At 63.1% G+C, this 19,863-nt stretch carries 21 protein-coding genes and 1 other RNA gene; 16 read left to right on the top strand and 6 right to left on the bottom strand.

The window, feature by feature from the left end; genetic code table 11:
• Position 1: 1 nt before the first annotated feature.
• Entirely contained in the window at positions 2–487 is a 486-nt protein-coding gene (gene fur, locus V6X63_RS00400) for a ferric iron uptake transcriptional regulator (protein WP_367966612.1), read from the bottom strand.
• A gap of 36 nt (positions 488–523) precedes the next feature.
• Between fur and V6X63_RS00395 the strand changes: the two genes are divergently transcribed.
• Positions 524–907 (top strand): outer membrane protein assembly factor BamE, encoded by a 384-nt coding sequence (locus V6X63_RS00395; protein ID WP_367966611.1) that lies wholly within the window; start codon positions 524–526, stop codon positions 905–907.
• Here V6X63_RS00395 and V6X63_RS00390 read toward each other — a convergent pair.
• Both V6X63_RS00390 and V6X63_RS00385 read right to left on the bottom strand, forming a co-directional pair.
• A complete protein-coding gene (locus tag V6X63_RS00390; protein ID WP_367977842.1) occupies positions 889–1,221 on the bottom strand; it encodes an RnfH family protein in 333 nt (110 codons plus the stop codon). The two genes, V6X63_RS00395 and V6X63_RS00390, sit on opposite strands and share 19 nt — an antisense overlap.
• Positions 1,214–1,651 (bottom strand): type II toxin-antitoxin system RatA family toxin, encoded by a 438-nt coding sequence (locus V6X63_RS00385; RefSeq protein WP_367966609.1) that lies wholly within the window; start codon positions 1,649–1,651, stop codon positions 1,214–1,216. The genes V6X63_RS00390 and V6X63_RS00385 overlap by 8 nt, the downstream gene beginning before the upstream one ends.
• A gap of 120 nt (positions 1,652–1,771) precedes the next feature.
• Between V6X63_RS00385 and smpB the strand changes: the two genes are divergently transcribed.
• The 3 genes from smpB (at position 1,772) to V6X63_RS00370 (ending at position 3,707) form a co-directional block, all read left to right on the top strand.
• The gene (smpB, locus tag V6X63_RS00380; protein WP_367966608.1) at positions 1,772–2,263 is read left to right on the top strand and encodes an SsrA-binding protein SmpB; all 492 of its coding nucleotides are present in this window, start codon (positions 1,772–1,774) and stop codon (positions 2,261–2,263) included.
• 77 nt (positions 2,264–2,340) lie between these two features.
• Positions 2,341–2,697, top strand: a transfer-messenger RNA (tmRNA) gene (gene ssrA / locus V6X63_RS00375).
• A 146-nt stretch (positions 2,698–2,843) separates the two neighbouring features.
• Positions 2,844–3,707, top strand: a complete 864-nt coding sequence (locus tag V6X63_RS00370; RefSeq protein ID WP_367966607.1) for a Brp/Blh family beta-carotene 15,15'-dioxygenase — start codon at positions 2,844–2,846, stop codon at positions 3,705–3,707.
• A gap of 21 nt (positions 3,708–3,728) precedes the next feature.
• Here V6X63_RS00370 and V6X63_RS00365 read toward each other — a convergent pair whose 3' ends face one another.
• Positions 3,729–4,571, bottom strand: coding sequence for a RidA family protein (locus V6X63_RS00365; protein WP_367977841.1), 843 nt, complete (start codon positions 4,569–4,571; stop codon positions 3,729–3,731).
• Between V6X63_RS00365 and V6X63_RS00360 the strand changes: the two genes are divergently transcribed.
• Positions 4,465–4,776 (top strand): amidase family protein, encoded by a 312-nt coding sequence (locus V6X63_RS00360; RefSeq protein ID WP_367977840.1) that lies wholly within the window; start codon positions 4,465–4,467, stop codon positions 4,774–4,776. The two genes, V6X63_RS00365 and V6X63_RS00360, sit on opposite strands and share 107 nt — an antisense overlap.
• On the opposite strand, the gene V6X63_RS00355 is transcribed toward V6X63_RS00360, so the two are convergent.
• Entirely contained in the window at positions 4,771–5,700 is a 930-nt protein-coding gene (locus V6X63_RS00355; protein ID WP_367966603.1) for a LysR family transcriptional regulator, read from the bottom strand. The genes V6X63_RS00360 and V6X63_RS00355 overlap by 6 nt on opposite strands.
• Positions 5,701–5,811: 111 nt before the next feature.
• Between V6X63_RS00355 and V6X63_RS00350 the strand changes: the two genes are divergently transcribed.
• The 9 genes from V6X63_RS00350 (at position 5,812) to V6X63_RS00310 (ending at position 16,078) form a co-directional block, all read left to right on the top strand.
• Entirely contained in the window at positions 5,812–7,179 is a 1,368-nt protein-coding gene (locus V6X63_RS00350) for an aspartate aminotransferase family protein (protein WP_367966602.1), read from the top strand.
• Positions 7,180–7,193: 14 nt separating this feature from the next.
• A complete protein-coding gene (gene ald / locus V6X63_RS00345; protein WP_367966601.1) occupies positions 7,194–8,312 on the top strand; it encodes an alanine dehydrogenase in 1,119 nt (372 codons plus the stop codon).
• A 13-nt stretch (positions 8,313–8,325) separates the two neighbouring features.
• The gene (locus tag V6X63_RS00340) at positions 8,326–9,840 is read left to right on the top strand and encodes a CoA-acylating methylmalonate-semialdehyde dehydrogenase (RefSeq protein ID WP_367977839.1); all 1,515 of its coding nucleotides are present in this window, start codon (positions 8,326–8,328) and stop codon (positions 9,838–9,840) included.
• A gap of 362 nt (positions 9,841–10,202) precedes the next feature.
• On the top strand, positions 10,203–10,769 hold the full coding sequence (locus V6X63_RS00335; protein WP_367977838.1) for a QcrA and Rieske domain-containing protein: 567 nt from the start codon (positions 10,203–10,205) through the stop codon (positions 10,767–10,769).
• 129 nt (positions 10,770–10,898) lie between these two features.
• Entirely contained in the window at positions 10,899–12,554 is a 1,656-nt protein-coding gene (locus V6X63_RS00330) for a PQQ-dependent dehydrogenase, methanol/ethanol family (protein ID WP_367977837.1), read from the top strand.
• A gap of 94 nt (positions 12,555–12,648) precedes the next feature.
• Positions 12,649–13,560: a substrate-binding periplasmic protein gene (locus V6X63_RS00325; RefSeq protein ID WP_367977836.1), complete on the top strand. Its 912-nt coding sequence runs from the start codon at positions 12,649–12,651 to the stop codon at positions 13,558–13,560.
• On the top strand, positions 13,557–14,507 hold the full coding sequence (locus V6X63_RS00320; protein WP_367977835.1) for an ABC transporter ATP-binding protein: 951 nt from the start codon (positions 13,557–13,559) through the stop codon (positions 14,505–14,507). Before V6X63_RS00325 ends, V6X63_RS00320 begins: the two co-directional genes overlap by 4 nt.
• Positions 14,508–14,520: 13 nt before the next feature.
• Positions 14,521–15,348 (top strand): ABC transporter permease, encoded by an 828-nt coding sequence (locus V6X63_RS00315; protein ID WP_367966595.1) that lies wholly within the window; start codon positions 14,521–14,523, stop codon positions 15,346–15,348.
• The gene (locus V6X63_RS00310) at positions 15,332–16,078 is read left to right on the top strand and encodes a hypothetical protein (RefSeq protein WP_367977834.1); all 747 of its coding nucleotides are present in this window, start codon (positions 15,332–15,334) and stop codon (positions 16,076–16,078) included. The genes V6X63_RS00315 and V6X63_RS00310 overlap by 17 nt, the downstream gene beginning before the upstream one ends.
• On the opposite strand, the gene V6X63_RS00305 is transcribed toward V6X63_RS00310, so the two are convergent.
• Positions 16,041–16,733 (bottom strand): hypothetical protein, encoded by a 693-nt coding sequence (locus tag V6X63_RS00305; protein WP_367977833.1) that lies wholly within the window; start codon positions 16,731–16,733, stop codon positions 16,041–16,043. The genes V6X63_RS00310 and V6X63_RS00305 overlap by 38 nt on opposite strands.
• A 187-nt stretch (positions 16,734–16,920) precedes the next feature.
• On the opposite strand from V6X63_RS00305, the gene V6X63_RS00300 reads away from it, so the two are divergent.
• Together V6X63_RS00300 and V6X63_RS00295 are read left to right on the top strand one after the other, a co-directional pair.
• Positions 16,921–18,990: a sigma-54-dependent Fis family transcriptional regulator gene (locus V6X63_RS00300; protein ID WP_367966592.1), complete on the top strand. Its 2,070-nt coding sequence runs from the start codon at positions 16,921–16,923 to the stop codon at positions 18,988–18,990.
• Positions 18,991–19,023: 33 nt separating this feature from the next.
• Positions 19,024–19,539, top strand: coding sequence for an OsmC family protein (locus V6X63_RS00295; RefSeq protein ID WP_367977832.1), 516 nt, complete (start codon positions 19,024–19,026; stop codon positions 19,537–19,539).
• Positions 19,540–19,863 lie beyond the last annotated feature (324 nt).

The raw sequence follows: 19,863 nt of genomic DNA, 5'->3' as shown, positions 1-19,863 counted from the left end.
GCTAGAGGACGCTGCCCTTCATCTTCGGCGCCCGGGCGCATTCCGGGCAACGTCCATAAAGGATCAGCGAGTGACTGATCAGCTCATACCCGGAGACAGCGGCCACATCGGCCTGCCGCCGCTCAATCATCCGGTCCTTGAATTCCTCCACCCGACCGCAGTCCACACAGACCAGATGGTCATGATGGATGCCCGAGTTCAGTTCGAAAACCGCCCGATCGCTGTCGAAATTATGGCGGATGACGATACCCGCCTCCGCGAACTGCGTGAGTACCCGATACACGGTAGCGAGCCCGATGTCATCACCGGATTCGTGCAGCCGTTGATAGACCTCTTCGGCTGACAGATGGGCACGCTCCCGCCCGGCGAGAATCCGCAGAATCTTGAGCCGCGGCAGGGTCGCCTTGAGCCCGGCACGGCGGAGCTCGTCCGACTCCTGGCTGATTTCCCAGGGAATCTGTGAGCTTGGGCGGGGCTGCGTTACCATATCCTTTCCACCAGTCAGCACGATGGCCTGTTTAGAATGATTTCAGTATACACCGGCAAACGCCTGCTCGCAGTGTCTCTTCTGACCAGCGCGCTCTCGGGCTGCGCCAGCACGGTTGAGCAACTGCCCATTCTCTACAAGCCGGAGGTACGCCAGGGAACTTTCTTCGATGCCGAGAGCGTCGCCCGACTCGAGCCCGGCATGACCCCGCGACAGGTGAGCTTCGTGCTCGGGCCGCCGACCATCGAGGACCCGTTCAGTGAGGGCCGGTGGGATTATGTCTACGAGGTCGAACCGCGCAGCACCGATCTTGAACCCATCTCCCGGAAGCTGACCCTCGTTTTCGATGACAGCGGCCTCAGCGCCGCCCGCGGCAGCTTTATCGAGCCGGGTAACCCGCTCTACGATCCCGGGGCCTGACCCTCTCCCCTGGCCCGCTGTTCCCGGGCGCGCGCCCGTCGCTGCGCCTTGGGATCGACCTGCAGCGGTCGATAGATCTCCACCCGATCGCCGGCGGCCAGCCGATGATCCCGCGTCACCGGCTGCGAGAAGATCCCGACTTCCTGCTGTGCGAGATCTATTTCGGGGAAAATGGCGAGTATCCCGGAGGCATGAATGGCCTGCTCCACCGTCGTACCGCGCGACACATCGAGCGCTATCAGCCGCTGATCATCGGCGCTCGCATAGACGACCTCCACTGGGATGGCATCGGGCCCCCCGCGCGACTCAGCCACGGCCGTAACGCTCATTGGCCCGTTTGACGAAAGAGTCCACCAGGGTACCGGCCACCTGTGTGAAAACCTTACCGAACGCCATCGCCAGCAGACGGTTCGAGAACTCGAACTCCAGGTCCAGCGATACCTGGCAGGCGCCCTCGCCCACGGGATCGAACCGCCAGAACCCCTCAAGCTGACGGAATGGTCCCTCGACGAGACGGATCTCGATCATCTTGCCCGGCTGACGACGGTTGCGCGTGGTGAAGGACTTCTCGAAGCCCGCCTTGGAGAACAGCAGTTCGCCGATCACCACATCCCTGTCGCGCTGTCGTTCCCTGCTGCGCTTCACCCAGGGCAGGAAGTCTTCATAGCCGCGGACATCGTCCACAAGCTCGAACATCTCCTCGGCGGAATGCCGAACCATCGCGGAACGGGAGACCGTGGTCATTCGATTCGCTCGTCTCGAGGTTGCTTTTCAACGAAGCGCGAAAGCTTACCAGACTCGCTACTTTGGCTCATTGCTGCCGGCGCGTTGGCTGCAACGGCGGCGCCCCGTTAGAATGCCGGCGTGAGCAAGAAAGCAGGGAAAAAAAAGCCGGACGGCGACAGCGCGACGATCGCCGTCAATCGCCGTGCGCGGTTCGAGTATTTCGTCGAGGAGCGCTTTGAGGCGGGACTCGTGCTGCATGGGTGGGAAGTGAAGAGCCTGCGGGCCGGCAGGATCAACCTCACCGAGGCCTACGTCCTGGTGCGCAATGGCGAGGCGTTCCTGATCGGCTGCAACATCCCGCCATTGCCGACTGCGTCCACGCATGTCAACCCGGACCCCACGCGCACCCGGAAGCTCCTGCTTCACCAGAAAGAACTCGCCAAACTGGTGGGGGCCACCGAACAGCGCGGTTATACGGTGGTTCCGCTGGACCTGCACTGGTCCCGCGGAAAGGCCAAACTCAGCATTGGCCTGGCGAAGGGTAAGAAACAGCACGACAAACGCGCCGACAAAAAGGAGCGCGACTGGCAGCGTGAGAAGGAGCGCCTGCTCAAGCATCGAGTCGGATAGACGTATGGGTCATCGCTACAGCGAACGATTGCTTCCCACGGAACCATTTGAACGCTAACCTGTCCTATCGATTACTTGGGGACGACATGGCTTCGACGGAGGTCGCGAAACTCCAGGTGCATGCCGAGGACGTCACTCAACCTCGTAAATAATGTGACAAAAAAGATAGTTGCCAACGACGACAACTACGCACTCGCGGCCTAAAAACCCGTGAGCTGTCCGCATCTGATCGCCTGTGGTCGGTGTTGGACAGGCATACTACACAGGCTAGCCCCGCGGGGAGCCCGGACCCGCGCGGCGAAACCTGACGGGATCGCGGACGCCATACCCTGACCGTTGGGTAGGCAGCCGTTAAAAACAAAGACGGTGCTAAGCATGTAGACCCTGGGGCGGAGGTCCTTCGGACGCGGGTTCGATTCCCGCCGTCTCCACCAACACCCTGCAAACCCCGCATCTGCGGGGTTTTTTTATGGTTGCACTGCGCAAAATCAACCAGGTGGCAGAACGGTGTGGGCGGGAGACAGGCCAGCTTGGTAATCTGTCAGCAATGCGTTTCAGCGTAACGAAGACGGAGACGATCATGGAGACGAGTGCCCGGCCACCAGCATTCTGGCTTTTCCCAATCGGTCTTCTGCTCTCGCTGGGTTTCTCGGCCCTGCCCGGGCAATGGCCGCTCTATATCGTACTGGTGCTCAGTACCGCCATCCTTGGGCTTCCGCATGGCAGTCTGGACACCGCCGTTGCCAGGCGTCACTTACGGCTCCACAGCATGCCGCGGCTCATTGCCTTCCTCGGCGGTTACATGGCTTTGAGTACGGTGGTCATCGCGATCTGGTGGCAGGCGCCCAACGCCGCGCTGGGTGCATTCCTGCTCTACTCCGCCGTGCATTTCGGGGACGATGTGGCCCACCGTCTGGGTCGTCTCGGCGGGGTCGGCTATGGCCTGTGGATCCTTGGCCTGCCGGTCACCCTGCATCCGCAGAAGGTTCAGCCGCTGTTCGAGATGCTGGGCGCGACACGGGCAGACCTCCTTGTCGCGGCGGGGCCCTGGGCACTTGGTCTCGGCGGTGCCATCCTGCTTGCCGCGCTGGCGTTGAGCCCCAACCGCGCAACCAGCGACTGGCGCGATCCGCTGCTGCTCGTTGTCGGGGCCGCCCTGCTCCACCCGCTCGCCTATTTCATCGCTTACTGGTGCTTCCTGCACAGCCCCCGGCATCTGGAGCTGGCGGCCCGGGATCTGGGTCTCGACAGCTGGCGCGAGCGTCTCCGGGCAGTCGCGCCTACCACGCTGGCGACCTATGCCCTTGCCCTCGCGGCCCTGCCCTTCCTCATCGGGATGCCGAGTGACGCCATCCTGATGCGGATCATTTTTATCGGGCTTGCCGCGCTTACGGTGCCGCACATGATCCTCGAGTTCATCGCGAGTCCCCGTCGAGCGGAGTGACCCCGACCGCTTCCCGCGGGCTCACCCGTGACTGATTCGGCCGAGCACCTCGACCTCGATCATCATGTCCTCATAGGCGAGCGCCGGCAGTGCCACCTCACTGGTCACCGGCGCGGCCGGCTCAAACCATGCCTCCCGCGGCTTCAGGTTGCGGGCGTGCTCCATGGCGCTCGATCCGCCTTTGTAGAACGTCGTCGTCTTGGCGATGTGACGTCTCTCGGCGCCCGGGAGGTGTTCCAGCACCTGATCGATGTAACGAAGCGCAATATCGGTCTGTGCCTCTGTATCACCCGGCTCCAGTACTGTTCCCTGGTCATCGGTTGCGATCTGCCCGCCGACGAAGAACATGTCATCGCAGAGCAGGCCATGCTTGTAGGGCAGATGAATGGCCCAGTCCCAGTGATTCTCGGGCCATGAGTATTCCCGCGGGAGGCGACTGCCGTCCTCCCCCAGCATGGCCCACATTTCCATCTTGATCAGCAGCCCGGGCTTCTCCAGTGCAGGCACCGGGATGCCGGTCGCCACCGGACCGGGCTCCCTGAAGTACCGGGCCCGCACCCGTGCCGCCACTTCCCAATCCTCGTACGTACCTTCCCCGACGTAGTAAATGTTGAATTTGACCGCGTCATCGAGACTGGCGCCGTGGGCGTCCAGTACCTGGCGAAGATTCTCCATGGTGATCTCTGACTGGCGCACGATATCCCCGGGATGCAGCACCTCGCCATCGGTGCCCATGGCCATCTGCGCTCCGACATGGATGAAGCGGCCACAGCGGATCGCCTGCGGGAACTCGCCGGTCGCCACGCCGACCGTACCGATCCCGGCCTTTGCCGTAGGCCAGGAGGTTCCACCGGACCAGGGCATGCGACGCTGGCACGAGTGGGCTCCATTCAGCTACCCATTCAACCTCACGCAACAGCCCGCGGCCTCACTCCCCTGCGGCATGACCACGGATGGCCTGCCGATCGGTGTGCAACTGGTCGCCGATCAATATGCCGACACGAGCCTGTTGAATGCCTGTCAGTCTCTGGAGGGCCAACTCACCTCCCAGTGGCCGACGCTCCTATGATGAATCCGGACGTTGCCCCGGCAGCGCATCGAGGAATGTCTCGAGCACCCGATGGGGCCGGCGGCCCCGTCGCGTGATCACGGCATATTCGATCCGATAGTAATGCCGGTCGGGCCCCAGGGCCCGCAGGCTGTCGCGCTCGACCCAGGGTGCGGCGAAATGCTCCGGCAGGAACCCGATGTAGCGTTGCGTATGCACGAGAAACGCGATGCCCTCGCGATCCGTGGCAGACGCAGTGCAGCGCAGTGGCTGGTGGCGCTGGAGTGCGTGGCTCGGCAGGGCGTATGCGGGGGCCACGGCATCGGCTTCTGCGATCGCCTGGTCGCTGACCCGATCGGCCGTCTCGAACAGGGGATGACCGCGGGCACAGTAGAGGTAGGAAGTCTCCTCATACAGCGAATGATGGACGAGCCCGGTGAGGTTGTTGACCGCGGGCACCACCCCGACATGCAGACGCCCGTCAACGACCCCCGCCGCCACTTCATTCGGTGGCACCATGTGGATGTTGATGCGCACCTCCGGTCCACGGGCCTTGAGGGTCGCCAGCGCCTCGGTCACCTGCATGTGGGGCAACGTGACGAGGTTATCCGTAATACCGATGCTCAACTCGCCGCGGAGGCGTTCGTGGAGCGAATTCACCTCGGTCCGGAAACCCTCCAGGGCGGAAAGCATACGATTACCGGCCTCGTAGACCTGTTGCCCCTCCTCGGTGAGCGAAAACCCGCCCCGACCCCGCTGGCAGAGCTTCAGGCCCGTCCGGGCCTCAAGATCGGACATGGCGAGACTGATTGCTGAACGGCCGATACCCAGCGCGTTTTCCGCGGCCGAAAAGCCGCCACTTTCCACGACCGCCTTGAAGACTCGAATCAGGCGGATGTCGAGATCATGGACCTGGCCGGGACCGGATGGGGATTGCCTGCTCATGCGATTGTTTGATCTGCGGCAACGTAAACGTCATCAAGTTTATATCGTATCACTGTATGACCGGGATTAGATTGCAGTCATCAGGAGCGGAATCCTCCGGGAGCAGTGAACATGAGCCAGGTCAGCACCGCGCTGGACTTCGAAACCCTCGAAGAGCCGGCCAAGCGCTTCGAAGGCGACCATCTCGAAACCCACTGGATGCCTTTCACCGGCAACCGGGATTTTCACGCCGACCCGCGGATGATCATCGGCGCGAAGGGGTGTCATTACACCGCCTCGGATGGCCGGCGGATCCTGGACAGCCTCTCCGGACTCTGGTGCGCGAGCTTCGGACACTGTCGCGGGGAGATCGCCGACGCTGTCGCGAGGGCAGCGAAGTCGCTTGATTACGCACCGGCATTTCAGTTCGGCCACCCGCTCTCTTTCGAGCTCGCCAATCGGGTCAAGGCGATCACGCCGGAAGGACTGGACCATGTCTTTTTCACCAACTCGGGCTCGGAGTCGGCGGATACCGCCCTCAAGATGGTCCGAGCCTACTGGCGCCTGAAAGGTCAGCCGGAGAAGATCCGCATCATCGGCCGCGCAAAGGGCTATCACGGTGTCAATGTAGGCGGCACCAGCGTCGGGGGCATCGGGCCCAACCGCAAGGCTTTCGGCCCCCTGCTCGACGCCGACCATCTGCCGCATACACTGCTCCCGGAGAACCGGTTCTCCCGCGGGATACCCGAGCACGGCATCGAACTGGCCGACCGACTCGAGGAGATCATCGCGCTGCATGATCCCTCCAACGTGGCCGCCGTCATGGTCGAACCGATGAGCGGCTCCGCCGGTGTGGTGATTCCACCCGCCGGCTACCTGCAGCGCATCCGTGAGATCTGCGACCGGCACAACATCCTGCTGGTCTTTGACGAGGTGCTCACGGGTTTCGGCCGCCTTGGCGCCCCCTTCGGCGCCAACCTGTTCGGCGTCACGCCGGACATCATGACGCTCGCCAAGAACCTGACCAATGGCGCCATCCCGATGGGTGCCGTCGTGGCGAGCAGCGAGGTCTATCGCACCTTCATGGCGCAGGACACGCCGCCCTACATGCCGGAGTTCGCCCATGGCTATACGTACTCCGCCCATCCGATCGCCTGCGCCGCCGGCCTCGCGGCCATGGACATCTTCGAGCGCGACCGCATGGCGGAACGCTCGGCCGCCCTCGCGCCGCATTTTGAGCGGCAGATCCACACCCTGCGTGGTCTGCGGCATATCGTGGATATCCGCAACCTGGGACTGGCCGCCGCGATACAGATCGATCCGATCCCCGGGGAGCCGGCCCGACGCCCCTGGGCGATTTCCATGGCTGCGTGGAAGCGCGGACTCTACCTGCGCTTCGGCGGAGACACGATCCAGCTTGGCCCGCCGTTCATCAGCGAGCCCGGAGACATTGACGAGATATGTAACGTCTTGAGTGACGTTCTCAACGAAGTGGCGTAGCACACGGAGTAACCATGAAAATCGGTGTCCCCAAGGAGATCAAACCGCAGGAAGCGCGGGTGGGCCTGACCCCTGCCGGTGTGCGCGAACTGGTCAACCGCGGCCATGCCGTAGAGGTCGAGTCCGGTGCCGGTGTCGGTGCCGGCCTGCTCGATGAGGAATATGTCCGGGCCGGTGCAGCCATCGTCGAGTCGGCGGAAGCCGTTTTCGAGACCGCCGAACTCATCGTCAAGGTCAAGGAGCCCCAGCCCTCCGAATACGGACTGATCCGCCGCGGTCAGATCCTCTATACCTATCTGCATCTGGCCCCCGACCCGAAGCTCACACGGGCGCTACAGGACTCGGGCTGTACCGCGATCGCCTACGAGACGGTCACGGACCATCAGGGCGGCCTGCCACTGCTTGCTCCCATGAGCGAGGTGGCGGGTCGGCTCTCCGTGCAGGCCGGCGCGGTCTCGCTGGAGCGTATCCATGGTGGATCCGGCACGCTGCTGGGCGGCGTGCCGGGTGTCGCAAGTGCATCGACGGTGATCATCGGGGGCGGCGTGGTCGGCAGAAATGCCATGCAGATGGCCCTCGGACTCAGCGCCCGGGTCACGGTACTGGACAGATCGCTGCCCCGGCTGCGGGAAATCGATGCCCTTTACGGCGGACATGTCCAGACCCTTTACTCGAATATCGAGAATCTCGAGACGAGCATTCGCGATGCCGATCTGGTCATCGGCGCCGTGCTGATTCCCGGCGCGTCCGCGCCGCGGCTGGTCAGCCGTCGAATGATCGAGTCGATGCGTCCCGGCAGTGCCGTGGTCGATGTGGCGATCGATCAGGGCGGCTGTTTCGAGACAAGTCGCGCCACCACCCATGCCGAACCACGATTCCGCGTGGATGGCGTCGTCCACTACTGCGTAACCAACATACCGGGCGCCGTGCCGCGCACCTCCACCCATGCGCTGACCAACGCCACCCTGCCCCATCTGCTGCGCATCGCTGACCTCGGCTTCAAGGCGGCCATGCAGGCGGATTCCAACCTCGCCAACGGCTTGAACATCCACGATGGCGAAATCACCCATCCCGAAGTGGCGCGCAGCATGGGTGCCGATCACCGCCCAGCGCAAGAGGCCATCGGAGCCTGAAGGAAAACCGGACATGACCGAAACGCCCGTTCGCGAAATCAACCACTACATCAATGGTGCGGTCACAGGCGGTGAACAGGATCGCCGCGCACCGGTCCATAACCCCGCCACGGGGCTGCAGACCGGCGCGGTGGCCCTCGCCAGTGCCGGGCGCACGCGGGATGCCATCGCCGCGGCGCATCAGACCCTGCCTGAATGGCAGGCGATGACGCCCCTGCGCCGCGCGCGGATCATGTTCCGATTCAAGGCCTTGCTGGAGCGCGATCTCTCGCGCATCGCCGAGTCGATCACCCGCGAACACGGCAAAGTCCTCTCAGATGCGCGGGGCGAGGTGGTTCGCGGACTCGAGGTCGTCGAATTCGCCTGTGGCATCCCCCACCTGCTCAAAGGCGAGCACTCCGGCGACGTGGGCAGCGATGTGGATTCCTGGTCGCAACGGCATCCGGTGGGCGTATGTGCGGGAATCACCCCATTCAACTTCCCGGCCATGGTGCCCATGTGGATGTTTCCCATTGCCATCGCCTGCGGCAACACATTCGTTCTCAAGCCCTCTGAGAAGGCGCCAAGCACACCGCTGCTGCTCGCGGAGCTGCTGGAGGAGGCCGGACTGCCCGCCGGGGTCCTCAACGTTCTCAATGGCGATCGAGAGTCGGTGGAGACGCTGCTGACCGACGATCGGGTCAGTGCCATCAGTTTTGTCGGCTCGACACCGATTGCCGAGTCCATCTACGCCACCGGCGCTGCCCATGGCAAGCGGGTTCAGGCCCTCGGCGGGGCCAAGAACCACATGGTGGTCATGCCCGATGCGGATATCGAGGGCGCGGCCGATGCCCTCATGGGCGCAGCCTACGGGTCGGCCGGGGAACGTTGCATGGCGATCTCCGTGGCGGTCCCCGTTGGCGAGGAGACCGCGGATCGGCTGGTGGCCGCGCTCAAATGCCGCCTGGCGGCCCTGCGCGTCGGCAATGGCCTCGACGCGGACGAGCCGGAGATGGGCCCGCTGGTCACCCGGGAGCACCGGGACAAGGTCGCGGACTATGTCGAGATCGGGCTTCAGGAAGGGGCCGAACTGGTCCACGATGGGCGAAATATCGACGTCCCGGATCATCCGCAGGGCTTCTATATGGGCCCCTGCCTGTTCGATCGGGTCACCGCCGACATGCGCATCTACAACGAGGAGATCTTCGGCCCGGTGCTCTCCGTGGTGCGGGCCAGTGATTTCGACGAGGCGGTCGCCCTCGTCAACCGGCACGAATTCGGCAACGGGACGGCCATTTTCACCCGCGACGGGGACGCGGCCCGCACGTATGCACACGCCATTGAGGCCGGGATGGTGGGCATCAACGTACCCATTCCCGTCCCCATGGCGTTCTACAGCTTCGGCGGCTGGAAGCGCTCGCGCTTCGGTGTGCTGCATGCCCATGGACCGGACGGCGTGCGCTTCTACACCCGCATGAAAACGATCACCGCGCGCTGGCCACGCGGAGTCCGCGACGACAACCAGTTCATCATGCCGACCATGCGCTGACCGCCTCCCGCCTCACGCCGGCTCTCCAGAAACTCCCAACGCTCATACGCGCGGGCCAGCTCGGCTTCGGCCGCTTCCAGGTCGGCTGCCTCCACGCAGGCGGCCCTCGTTGCGTCATTACGGGACAAACTGTGTCGTCCCCCCGTTTTTCTTTCGTGTCAGGACCTGAACCGAACCCAGATCCGGAAACGCCGCCGGTGCCCTCCAGATCCGCCTGAATGCTCGCTTTCCGCTCCATTGGCACGCCTGTTGCTTAACCCATCGCAGATACAACGCATCAGGTATGGCATCACCACGATGGCGCTCTGCACGAAGGGCCCGCATACCTGAATTCAATCCGGAACGGGGAGGCTGAGCCTGGTATGGCAGAGGAAAGCAAAAAGATCGACAGACAGCGACGGATGTTGCTGGGCGCGGGCATCTGTGGATGTGTCGGTGCGGCGTTCGGCGCGCGAATTGAGCAGGTAAAGGCTGCCGCGACGGCATCAGCCGGCGACACGCTGGTGCACTTCCAGGGTGATAACGAGGGTCTGCCCCTTGACCCCAATGCCCTGGCCCCGCTTGAGCCGGTATTGGCGAGGCCGCGTTCCAGTAGCGGTGAGATCCGCGAAGGCACCGCGAACATCATCACGGTGATCCGGGTCCCGGGCGGTGAGCTGGAAGAGAGTTTCGAGGAGATGGCCGCCGGCGATGTTGTCGCCGTCTCTGCCGTCTGCACGCATCAGGGCTGTCTGGTGTCGGACGTCGGAACCTTCGGCACCGCGGAAGGAAAGCTCGCCTGCACCTGCCACGGCAGCATCTTCGATCCGCGAATGGGCGGTGAACGGGTTGCCGGACCGGCACCGCGTGGCCTGCCGATGCTACCCATCATGCAGGAGAGCGGCCATCTGGTCGCCACGGCTGGATTCACCGGCAAGGTCGGGCCCTGACCGGATGAGGCAGGCCCAGACAAGGACAGAATTCGAATCGGCGGCTTGAACGCCGACGGATACCGACCTCGGCATCGAGGTTACAGGTCATTCAGGAGGAGGAAAGCAGCGATGCTTAAGAAAACGGCAATGATACTGTCAGCAACGGCATTCGCCGTCAGCGTTGGCAGTGCCCATGCATCAGATAGTTACAGCCCGGTCACCTCGGAGCGGCTGAAGGACCCGGAGGCCAGTAATTGGCTGCACTGGCGCGGCAACTACGAAGGCTGGGGCTACAGCCCGCTGGATCAAATCGATACAACCAACGTCGCCGACCTGGAGGTCGCCTGGACGATCTCCTCCGGCGTGACAGAAGGCCATGAGGCCGCCCCGATCGTCAACGACGGCATGATGTTCGTCACGGGTGCGTACAACAACCTCTATGCCCTGGATGCAACGACCGGCGAACTGCTCTGGCACTACAAGCGTCAGCTGCCGGAGGACGTTGTCACCTGCTGCGATGTCGTGAACCGCGGCGTTGCGGTGCACGGCGACACGGTCTATATGGGTACGCTGGATGCGCATCTGCTGGCATTCGATGCCGAGTCGGGCAAGATCAAGTGGGACATCACGGTCGAAAACTACAAGGATCGGTACGCCCTCACCTCGGCACCGGTGATCATTGACGACAACATCATCGTGGGTGTCCATGGCGGCGAGTACGGTGTCCGCGGCTTCATTGCGGCTTATGACGTGAACAGCGGCGAGGAGACATGGAAGACCTTCACCGCAGTGGATGATGGAAGCTGGCCGGGCGACACCTACGAGCATGGTGGTGCACCGCCCTGGCTCTCCGGTACCTATGACGAGGAGACTAATACGCTGTTCTGGGGAACCGGTAACCCTTCGCCCTGGATTGATCCCGCGCGGGGCGACGACCATGACCTGCACTGGTCGGTTTCCGTCGTTGCCCTTGATCCGGATACGGGCGAGCTGAAGGATGCGTATCAGTACAGCCCGAACGATGCCTGGGATTACGATGGCACCAATGAGCCGATGCTCATCGACATCGACGGCGAGCCGTCCATCGTCTCACCGCAGCGCAACGGCTGGCTCTACCGGCTCTCGCGGGACAATGGCGAGATCGACTTCGTCGATGCGTGGCCGTTTGCCGAAACCAACATCTACGCCGACATGGGCACCGACGGTGTACCCATCGTCGACGCGGCGCATCGGCCCGCCGTTGGCAAGACAGTGGACGCCTGCCCCGCCTTCCTGGGTGCGAAGAACTGGATGCCCGCTGCCTATGATCCCAACACGGAGCTTATGTACGTCCCGACCAACGAGTGGTGCATGAAGATCCGCGGTGCGCAGGTCGAGTACAGTGCCGGTCAGCCATATGTCGGCGCCGAGTTCGAGATGTACCAGGTTCCGGGCAATGACCATGTCGGTCAGCTCCAGGCCATTGATCCGGCCACCGGCGATGTGGCGTGGGCCAACAACTTCACCGCGCCGCTCTGGAGTGGTGTCCTGACCACCGGTGGCGGAGTGGTGTTCACCGGTAACCTCGACGAGCGCAAGTTCATGGCATTTGATGCTGAGAACGGCGATGAGCTCTGGAGCATGACCACCAACTCCGGAATCGTCGGCACGCCCGTCTCCTACTCGGTTGATGGCACTCAGTATGTTGCCGTCTGGTCCGGTTTCGGCGGTGCCATTCCGCTGTGGGCCGGCCCGGTGGCTCAGCTCACCGAGAACATCCCGATGGGCGGCACGCTCTGGGTGTTCAAGCTCAAGGAGAGCTGAAGGGGAGCGACCCCAGGCCTTGACGGTGCGGCGCCCACTGGGGCGCCGCACTGACTTCCATGCGCACCACTGCATGATCCCGAGAGGTAATATCATGAGGTCCTTCAGCGCCTTATCAATCCCACTCACCATTCTTCTGGCATTCGCGGCCACCACGACCAGCGCCAACGATTACCCCACTCAGTATCCGTTCCCGGACAGCCGTCTTCAGACCGGGCCCGAACTTCGTTTCTGCATCGACAAGCGCGATCCGACGTGGCGCGCACAGCAGGCCATCGCCGAGGAAATCGCACTGAGCGTCGGGCGACCGGCAACGTTTTTCGTCACCCGGGAGGAAGACGAGCGCGGCGGGTATCAGATGGCCTCCACCCGCAAGGAATTCCTCGTGCGGCTTGCCACCCAGTGCGACGCCTACATGGGTCTTCCCGGCAGCACAACCGCTGCATTCGATTACCCGGCGGACGAGGAGATGCTCGCCAGTCAGCCCTTCTTCCGTACCGGGTTTCAGCTGGTGTCACGCGACCCCTCGGTGGAGAGCCTCACCGATCTGTCGCCGGATGATCAGCTTGGCCTGCAGGGCCGTGGCGTCCCTTACCTGCTCTTGATGACCACGCGTCCCGACAGCGTGCAGGTGAAGAGATATCGGTCATCGGATGCCATCGTCTCGGCGCTCCGTGCCGGCGAGGTGGATCATGCCGTGGTCTATGCACCCCAGCTCTACGGAGAGATGGCCGATCCGGAATCGGAGGGATTCGGTGTCCACCCGGTGACCAGCCTGCCGAACATGGAGTGGTACGTCTTCGCCGGCCTGCGGAGCGACCGTCCAACGCTTCGTCAGAAATTCGACCGTGCGATCGCGCGGATGCTCGAGAGCGGACGCATGGGTGAGATTCTGGCCGATAATGGACTGCCCGCCGGTGCCTTCAAGCCGGCAGCCGCGGACGCGGTCATCCCGGATGATGATTTCGGCGATGACGATGATGACGACGACGAAGGTAGCGCATGACCGACAGCGCCGTTATTGAGGTCTCGGACCTCCGGCACAGCTACAGCAGTGTCGAGGCCCTTCGAGGCGTCAGCTTTTCGGTGCCCAGAGGGAGTTTTTTTGCCTTGCTCGGACCGAATGGGGCCGGTAAGACAACCCTTGTCCATGCCTTATGTACGCTGCTGCGCCCGAGTGCGGGCCATGTCGCAGTGGCGGGTCTGGATGTGCGGCGTGCGCCTCGCGACGTGCGCCGCACACTTGGCCTTGTCTTTCAGGAACCCAGCCTTGACGACCGGCTGACCGTATTCGAGAACCTGGTCTTTCATGCGAGGATCTATCAGGTGCCTCGGCGGCAGCGTCGCGAGCGCGCCTGGGCGGTACTGGAACTCGTGGAGCTGCAGGAATGGGCCAACGCACCGGCCGGTAATCTCTCGCGCGGAATGAAACGCCGGCTTGAGATTGGCCGGGCCATGCTCCATGAACCGAGTCTTGTCGTCCTCGACGAACCCACCACCGGACTGGACGTACAGAGCCGCCGAAGGGTCTGGGAGTACCTCGAGCGTCTGCAGCGGGACTATGGCGTCACGCTTTTGCTCACCACCCACCAGATCAGCGAGGCGGAAGGAGCCGATCTTGTCGCCATTATCGATCGCGGCGAGCTCCAGGCACTTGATTGTCCGTCAACCCTGCGCCAGCGAATCGGCAGGAAACTGATCAATCTGCAGATCCGCGACGAATCCTTCAGACAGTCACTCAGCGAGCGCTTCACTGGCCGATGTACGCAACGCGACACAGTGATCCAGATTGAGGCCGACGATCCGGATGAGCTCCTCCGCGAGCTTGTTGCGGATGAGGAGCGCTGGACCATGGTCGACAGCCTGGAAATCGTCGATCCCAGCCTGGAAGACGTGTTCATCAATCTTACCGGCCGCGAGCTACGCGATCGCACCGCGGATGGAATGCGATGAGGAGACTTGCCGGGTGACGGGTCTGACCAGGGTCCTGCGCTACCTTCATGACTTCGCGGCGGCCACGCATGCGGTCTGGCTGCGAGAGGTCCTGCGCATGCTGCGCGACAGTGGACAGATCGTCGGCGCCTTCAGTCGTCCGGTGCTCTGGGTGATGATATTCGGCATCGGACTGACACCGTATTTCCGGACTGGATTGCGGGAAACCACATTCATGGTGCCTTTCACCTACATCCAGTTCATTCTGCCCGCTGTGGTGGTCCTCAATCTCATGTACCCGGCGATCCAATCGGCGGTCTCACTCATATGGGACCGGGAGTTCGGTTTCTCGCGTGAGGTCTTCGCCTCCCCCACCCCACGCAGTGCCGTATTTTTTGGCAAGCTCCTGGGCGGCGGGACGATTGCCATGGCTCAGGGGCTGCTGGTGCTCCTGCTCCTTCCAGCTGCCAATGTCCCCGTGTCCTATGCGAGCCTGCTCGGCGCACTTGTGCCGATGGCGACCGTCGCGCTGGCGTTCACCGCCATCGGACTGTTCCTCGCCTCACGTATGAGCAGCTTCCAGGGTTTCGGCGTTTTCGCCAATACACTGATACTGCCCGCCTTTTTCCTCGCGAGCTCGATCTTCCCGCTGGATCCCTCGCTGTCCATGGAGCAGGCGCTGCAGAGCTTCCCGGCGTGGCTGGTCTTCCTCGTCCACGCCAACCCGGTGACCTACGCCATCGACGAACTCCGCTGGGTCATGCTGGGTTACCGGCAATTCGATCCGATAACCGCCAGGACGGTCCTCTCCGCTTTCGTCCTCATCCCGGTCATCATGGCCTACCATGCCTTCCGTCGCTGAACGCCTGCGGGCTGTTGTCCAGAGAACGGGGCGGTCCGGCGTATTGATCATCGCCGGGATCATCATGCTCCTGGCGGTCCGTGAACTGCCTCCCGACTCCTCGCTCGCCGATGTCCGGGAAGCCGGTACGCTGATAGTCTGCGTTCCGCCGTCCCTTCCGCCGCTGTTGATCCCACAGCCCGGGTCCGACCGATACGAAGGGACCGAAGCGGCGCTTGTCCGCTCGATCACCGCCGGCATCGGAGTGTCCGTGCAATGGAATCCACAGCCGGGCTGGGGAGATACCATCGACCCGAGCGACTGGGGTCTGCGGCCATCGGCCTGCGATCTGGTCGTCGGAGGGATTGTCGCCGCAGAGGAAACACGCTCACTGCTGGAACTCGTGCCCTATCACACGGTCCGCTGGGCATTTGCCGGTGACGTCGGCGCTGGAGCGGTCGGCCTGTATGTGCCCTTCTGGGGGGTGGATCGGGGTCGGGCCGCGCGATGGCTTCGCGACGAGGGTTACGACCTGCGCTTCTTCTTCAATGCGGATGTCGCCCGGGAAGCGCTAAGCAATGGTGAGGTCCGTGCGGTCCTCTCGCTTGAGCCGGTCGCAGAATGGATTGCCGCCGGTCAGGACATCGTCACCCCGACGACAGGACTGCCCGGGGAAACGCTCGCGGTCGCCACCTGGAAGGGGCGGACGACACTCAATCGCGCGGTGCAGCGAGCCGTTCCATCCCCCTGACAAGCCCGGCACCGCCGAACCGGCCGACAACAAGCGCGCCTCCAATGACGGCGACGGACAGTCCACCGTAGAGGAACAGGAGCGCCGGACTCCAGTAAAGCGTGTAGAACCGAATCTGGCTCCCCAGGCCCTGGGTCAGCGCCAGCATCTCAGCGACGATCAACATCAGCACGATGGTCCGCATGCCGTACCGCATACGCCGGCACCTCGCCGGGATGCTCTGCTGACGGGGCGCCAGCGCACCGAGGATCCAGGCGCCGCCCCCCATCGCGGCAAACAGCACCATCTGACCACCATCAAGACGCAGGTGGATCATCATATTCAATGCGGCGGACAGCAGGACCCACGGCACGGCCAATGCAGTCAGCATGAGCGGGGTAATCGTGGCCTCCAGCCTCGGCAGGCGGCGAACGGCGAGCGACAGCGGCGCCGTGACGGCGACAGCAAGCGCCAACGCCTCAATCAGACGCATCAGGCTGATCCGAAGATGTCCCATTGCCGCCTTCCATTCCGCCTGGATCCAGGCGATCTCGGAACGATCAGCGGCCGTGCCGAACATGATCCAGAGACCGATCAGTAGACCCAGGCCAGCCGTAACCGCCAGATACCAGAGACGTCTTTCGACAAATGGAAGGTGCTCGATCCTGTGACCCATTCATTTGTTCCCGCTCAGCCAGCCTGACTTATCATGCAAGCAGCATGCCCGATTTATTCGCTCACGACTGTTCAAATTCCATGACAGGTTGTGTCGGAATTCAGATCATTCGTCATTGAACATTGACATCGTTCATTTCAGCGTTGATGCTCAAATTTGCGAGAAAGCCGAGGATCCAGAAACCCCGGTGAACAACAGTGTTGCCAGGTATTACTGGCAGCCGGAGGAGGAGAGCTTGCAGAGCGGGAATCACGCCCATGCCCGGCGAGTGGAGGAATCCGTCAGGCGATGGAGCGCACACTCAGCCACTCGGGTCATTCGACCGGAAGATGTCCGCGTCGCGATCTCCTGGCGGCGCTCCCTGATCAATCACTCTCTGGATCCCGGGCGGTCCGGCATTGAAATTGTTCTCGACGAGGCGCACCTGCGTCGCCGGCGCGAACGACTCGGTGAGTTATACCCCATCGCCGAGGCCGAGATGGAAAACCTCTATCGGCACATCACCGGCTCGGGTTATTCGGTGCTGCTCACCGATGCCGAGGGATACATCCTCAACCGACTTGGTGACCCCGGACTCGAGGAGGATTTCGAGCGGGCCGGTCTCTGGCCCGGCGCGGACTGGAGCGAATCAACGGTGGGTACGAACGGCATCGGCACATGCATCGCCGAAAGCCGTGCCGTCACGATCCACCGTGACGAGCATTTCCTCAGCCGCAACACCAATCTGTCCTGTTCCGCCGCGCCGATCCGCGATCCCCATGGGCGGTTACTGGCCGTATTGGATGTCTCCTCCGCCCATGCCGATGACACGCGGGAGAGCCAGCTTCATACCATTGCGCTCGTGCGGACGTCCGCGCGCATTATCGAGAGCATATATTTCCTCAATAGTTTCCGCGATCAATTCATCCTCCGATTCCATGAGCGGGCATCCATGGTCGACCTGCCCCATGCCGGCATGCTCGCGATTGATGGCGAGGGCGGGATCCTCGCGATCAACGACAGTGCGCGGGAGCAGTTCGGCATTCAGTGCAGCGAGGCCGCCATCAACACGCCGGTGGAGGAGTTTTTTGGGATCACCGGCACGTCGCTCCACGAGCAGGCGTCAATCCAGAGCGACATCCTATGGCGGATTCGCGACGTCCGGTCCGGAAAACAGGTGTTTGCATCGTTACGGAGGCCGCTGGTGAAGAACCCCGCAGGTGCAGTATCCCAGAGTGTCGCCGGTTCCCCTCTCTTCGGGGAATGCGGCGAGGCGGGAGAGTTGACTCTGGATTTAATGGCACGTAACGCCGATCCGAAAGTGGTACAAAGTGTCCGTTGCGCACGTCGCGTGATGGACCGGAATGTCCCCATTGTGCTCTGCGGCGAAACCGGTACAGGTAAGGAGGTGCTGGCAAGGGCCATCCATAACGCGAGTCTGCGGCAGCGGCACCCCTTCGTCGCCGTGAACTGCGCTTCCATTCCTGAGTCGCTGATCGAAAGCGAGCTTTTCGGGTACCGTCACGGAGCCTTCACGGGCGCAAAGCGCGAGGGCATGCGCGGCAAGGTGCTTGAATCCAGCGGGGGCACGCTCTTCCTGGATGAAATCGGAGATATGCCCCCGGAACTCCAGACCCGCCTCCTTCGCGTGCTCGAGCAGAAAGAAGTCCTGCCACTGGGCAGTGAGGCGCCGGTACCGGTCGAACTCAATGTCATCAGCGCGACCCATCGGCAACTGCCGCGGTTGGTCCAGGACGGCATATTCCGTGAGGATCTTTACTACCGACTGAACGGCATCACCCTCTCCCTGCCAGCACTGCGCGAGCGTGAGGACAAGGATCGGGTGATCCGTGCCGCGCTGGCCGCCGAGAGCGGGGGCAACGAAGAGGTCGCCATTGACGAGGCGGCATTCCAGCGACTGCTCCACTACCCCTGGCCGGGCAACGTCCGACAGCTCCGCAACTGCCTCAGGACCGCCCTGGCGCTCTGCGACGGTGGCATCATCCGGCTCCGTGATCTGCCGCAGGACATCCTCGAGGCGGACATCCCCCCGGCATCCGGCACAACGGCCGACGCGCTGGACCCGACCGTTCACAACCCAGCAGAAGCATCCACATCGACGGCCGGCAGCCCTCTGGAGGCCGCGGAAAAGGACACCCTGCTCAGGGAGCTTCAGCAGCATCGCTGGAACATCACACGGACGGCCGCCAGTCTGGGCGTAAGCCGCAACACGCTGTATCGGAAACTGAATAAGTATGGGATTGATACGGGGCACTGACTCGGTCAGCCCGATGCACAGAGGACATGGACCATGGACGCGCAGGAACTCCGTGCACGCCAGCAGCCACTGAAAGACCGCTATCAGGAGGAGCCGGACGCCGCACTGATCCCGGCCCGGGCCGAGGCACGACTCAGCGACGACACCATCGCCTGCACCCTGCCGACCTGGTTCGGTGCCGTGGTGGCGGGACTCCATCCCGCTGCAGGGGGCGATGGGACAGAGGCCTGTTCCGCTGACATGCTGCTCGAGGCGCTCGCCGCCTGCGCCGGCGTCACCCTCAAGAGTGTCGCCACCGCAATGGGCATCGAGCTGCGCGAGGGACGAATCATCGCCGAGGGTCACTGGGATGCACGCGGCACGCTGGCACTGGATCGCGGCGTACCAGTGGGCCTGCGTGATGTCCACCTTCGCTTCGAACTCGATAGCGACGCGGAGGATGGCAAGCTCGCCCGGTTGACTGAACTCACCGAACGCTACTGCGTCATCTACCAGACGCTCATCAATCCCCCCGCGCAATCCGTCGAATTCGTCCGCCTGAACGACTGACTGCCGAGGCCCTCGTGTCCGGTATTATCTGTCCCTGGGGTCACTGGCCAGGCACCGTTGACGCCGAGGCGCTCGCCGGTCAGACACGCCTGACCGGCTTTGCAGTCTCAGCCGACGGTCATTCGCTCGCGTGGACCGAGCATCTCTCAGCAGAGGATACGGTCCGTCTGCGTATCACTACCAGCTCATCGGCTGAGGCATGGTCGCCAGCAGGCGTATCTCCACGTTGCCGGATACATGGCTATGGCGGTCGCGCCATCTGGTCCGGTACCCGCCGTTATCCGTGGCTTTTCATCCAGGATGAGGACCAGGGAATCTGGGCGG

The organism is Spiribacter onubensis (assembly GCF_040838425.1).
GTDB classification, from domain to species: Bacteria; Pseudomonadota; Gammaproteobacteria; order Nitrococcales; family Nitrococcaceae; genus Spiribacter; species Spiribacter onubensis.
Note: the sequence above shows the minus strand (reverse complement) of the source record. Positions and strands in the feature narration are given on the sequence as shown.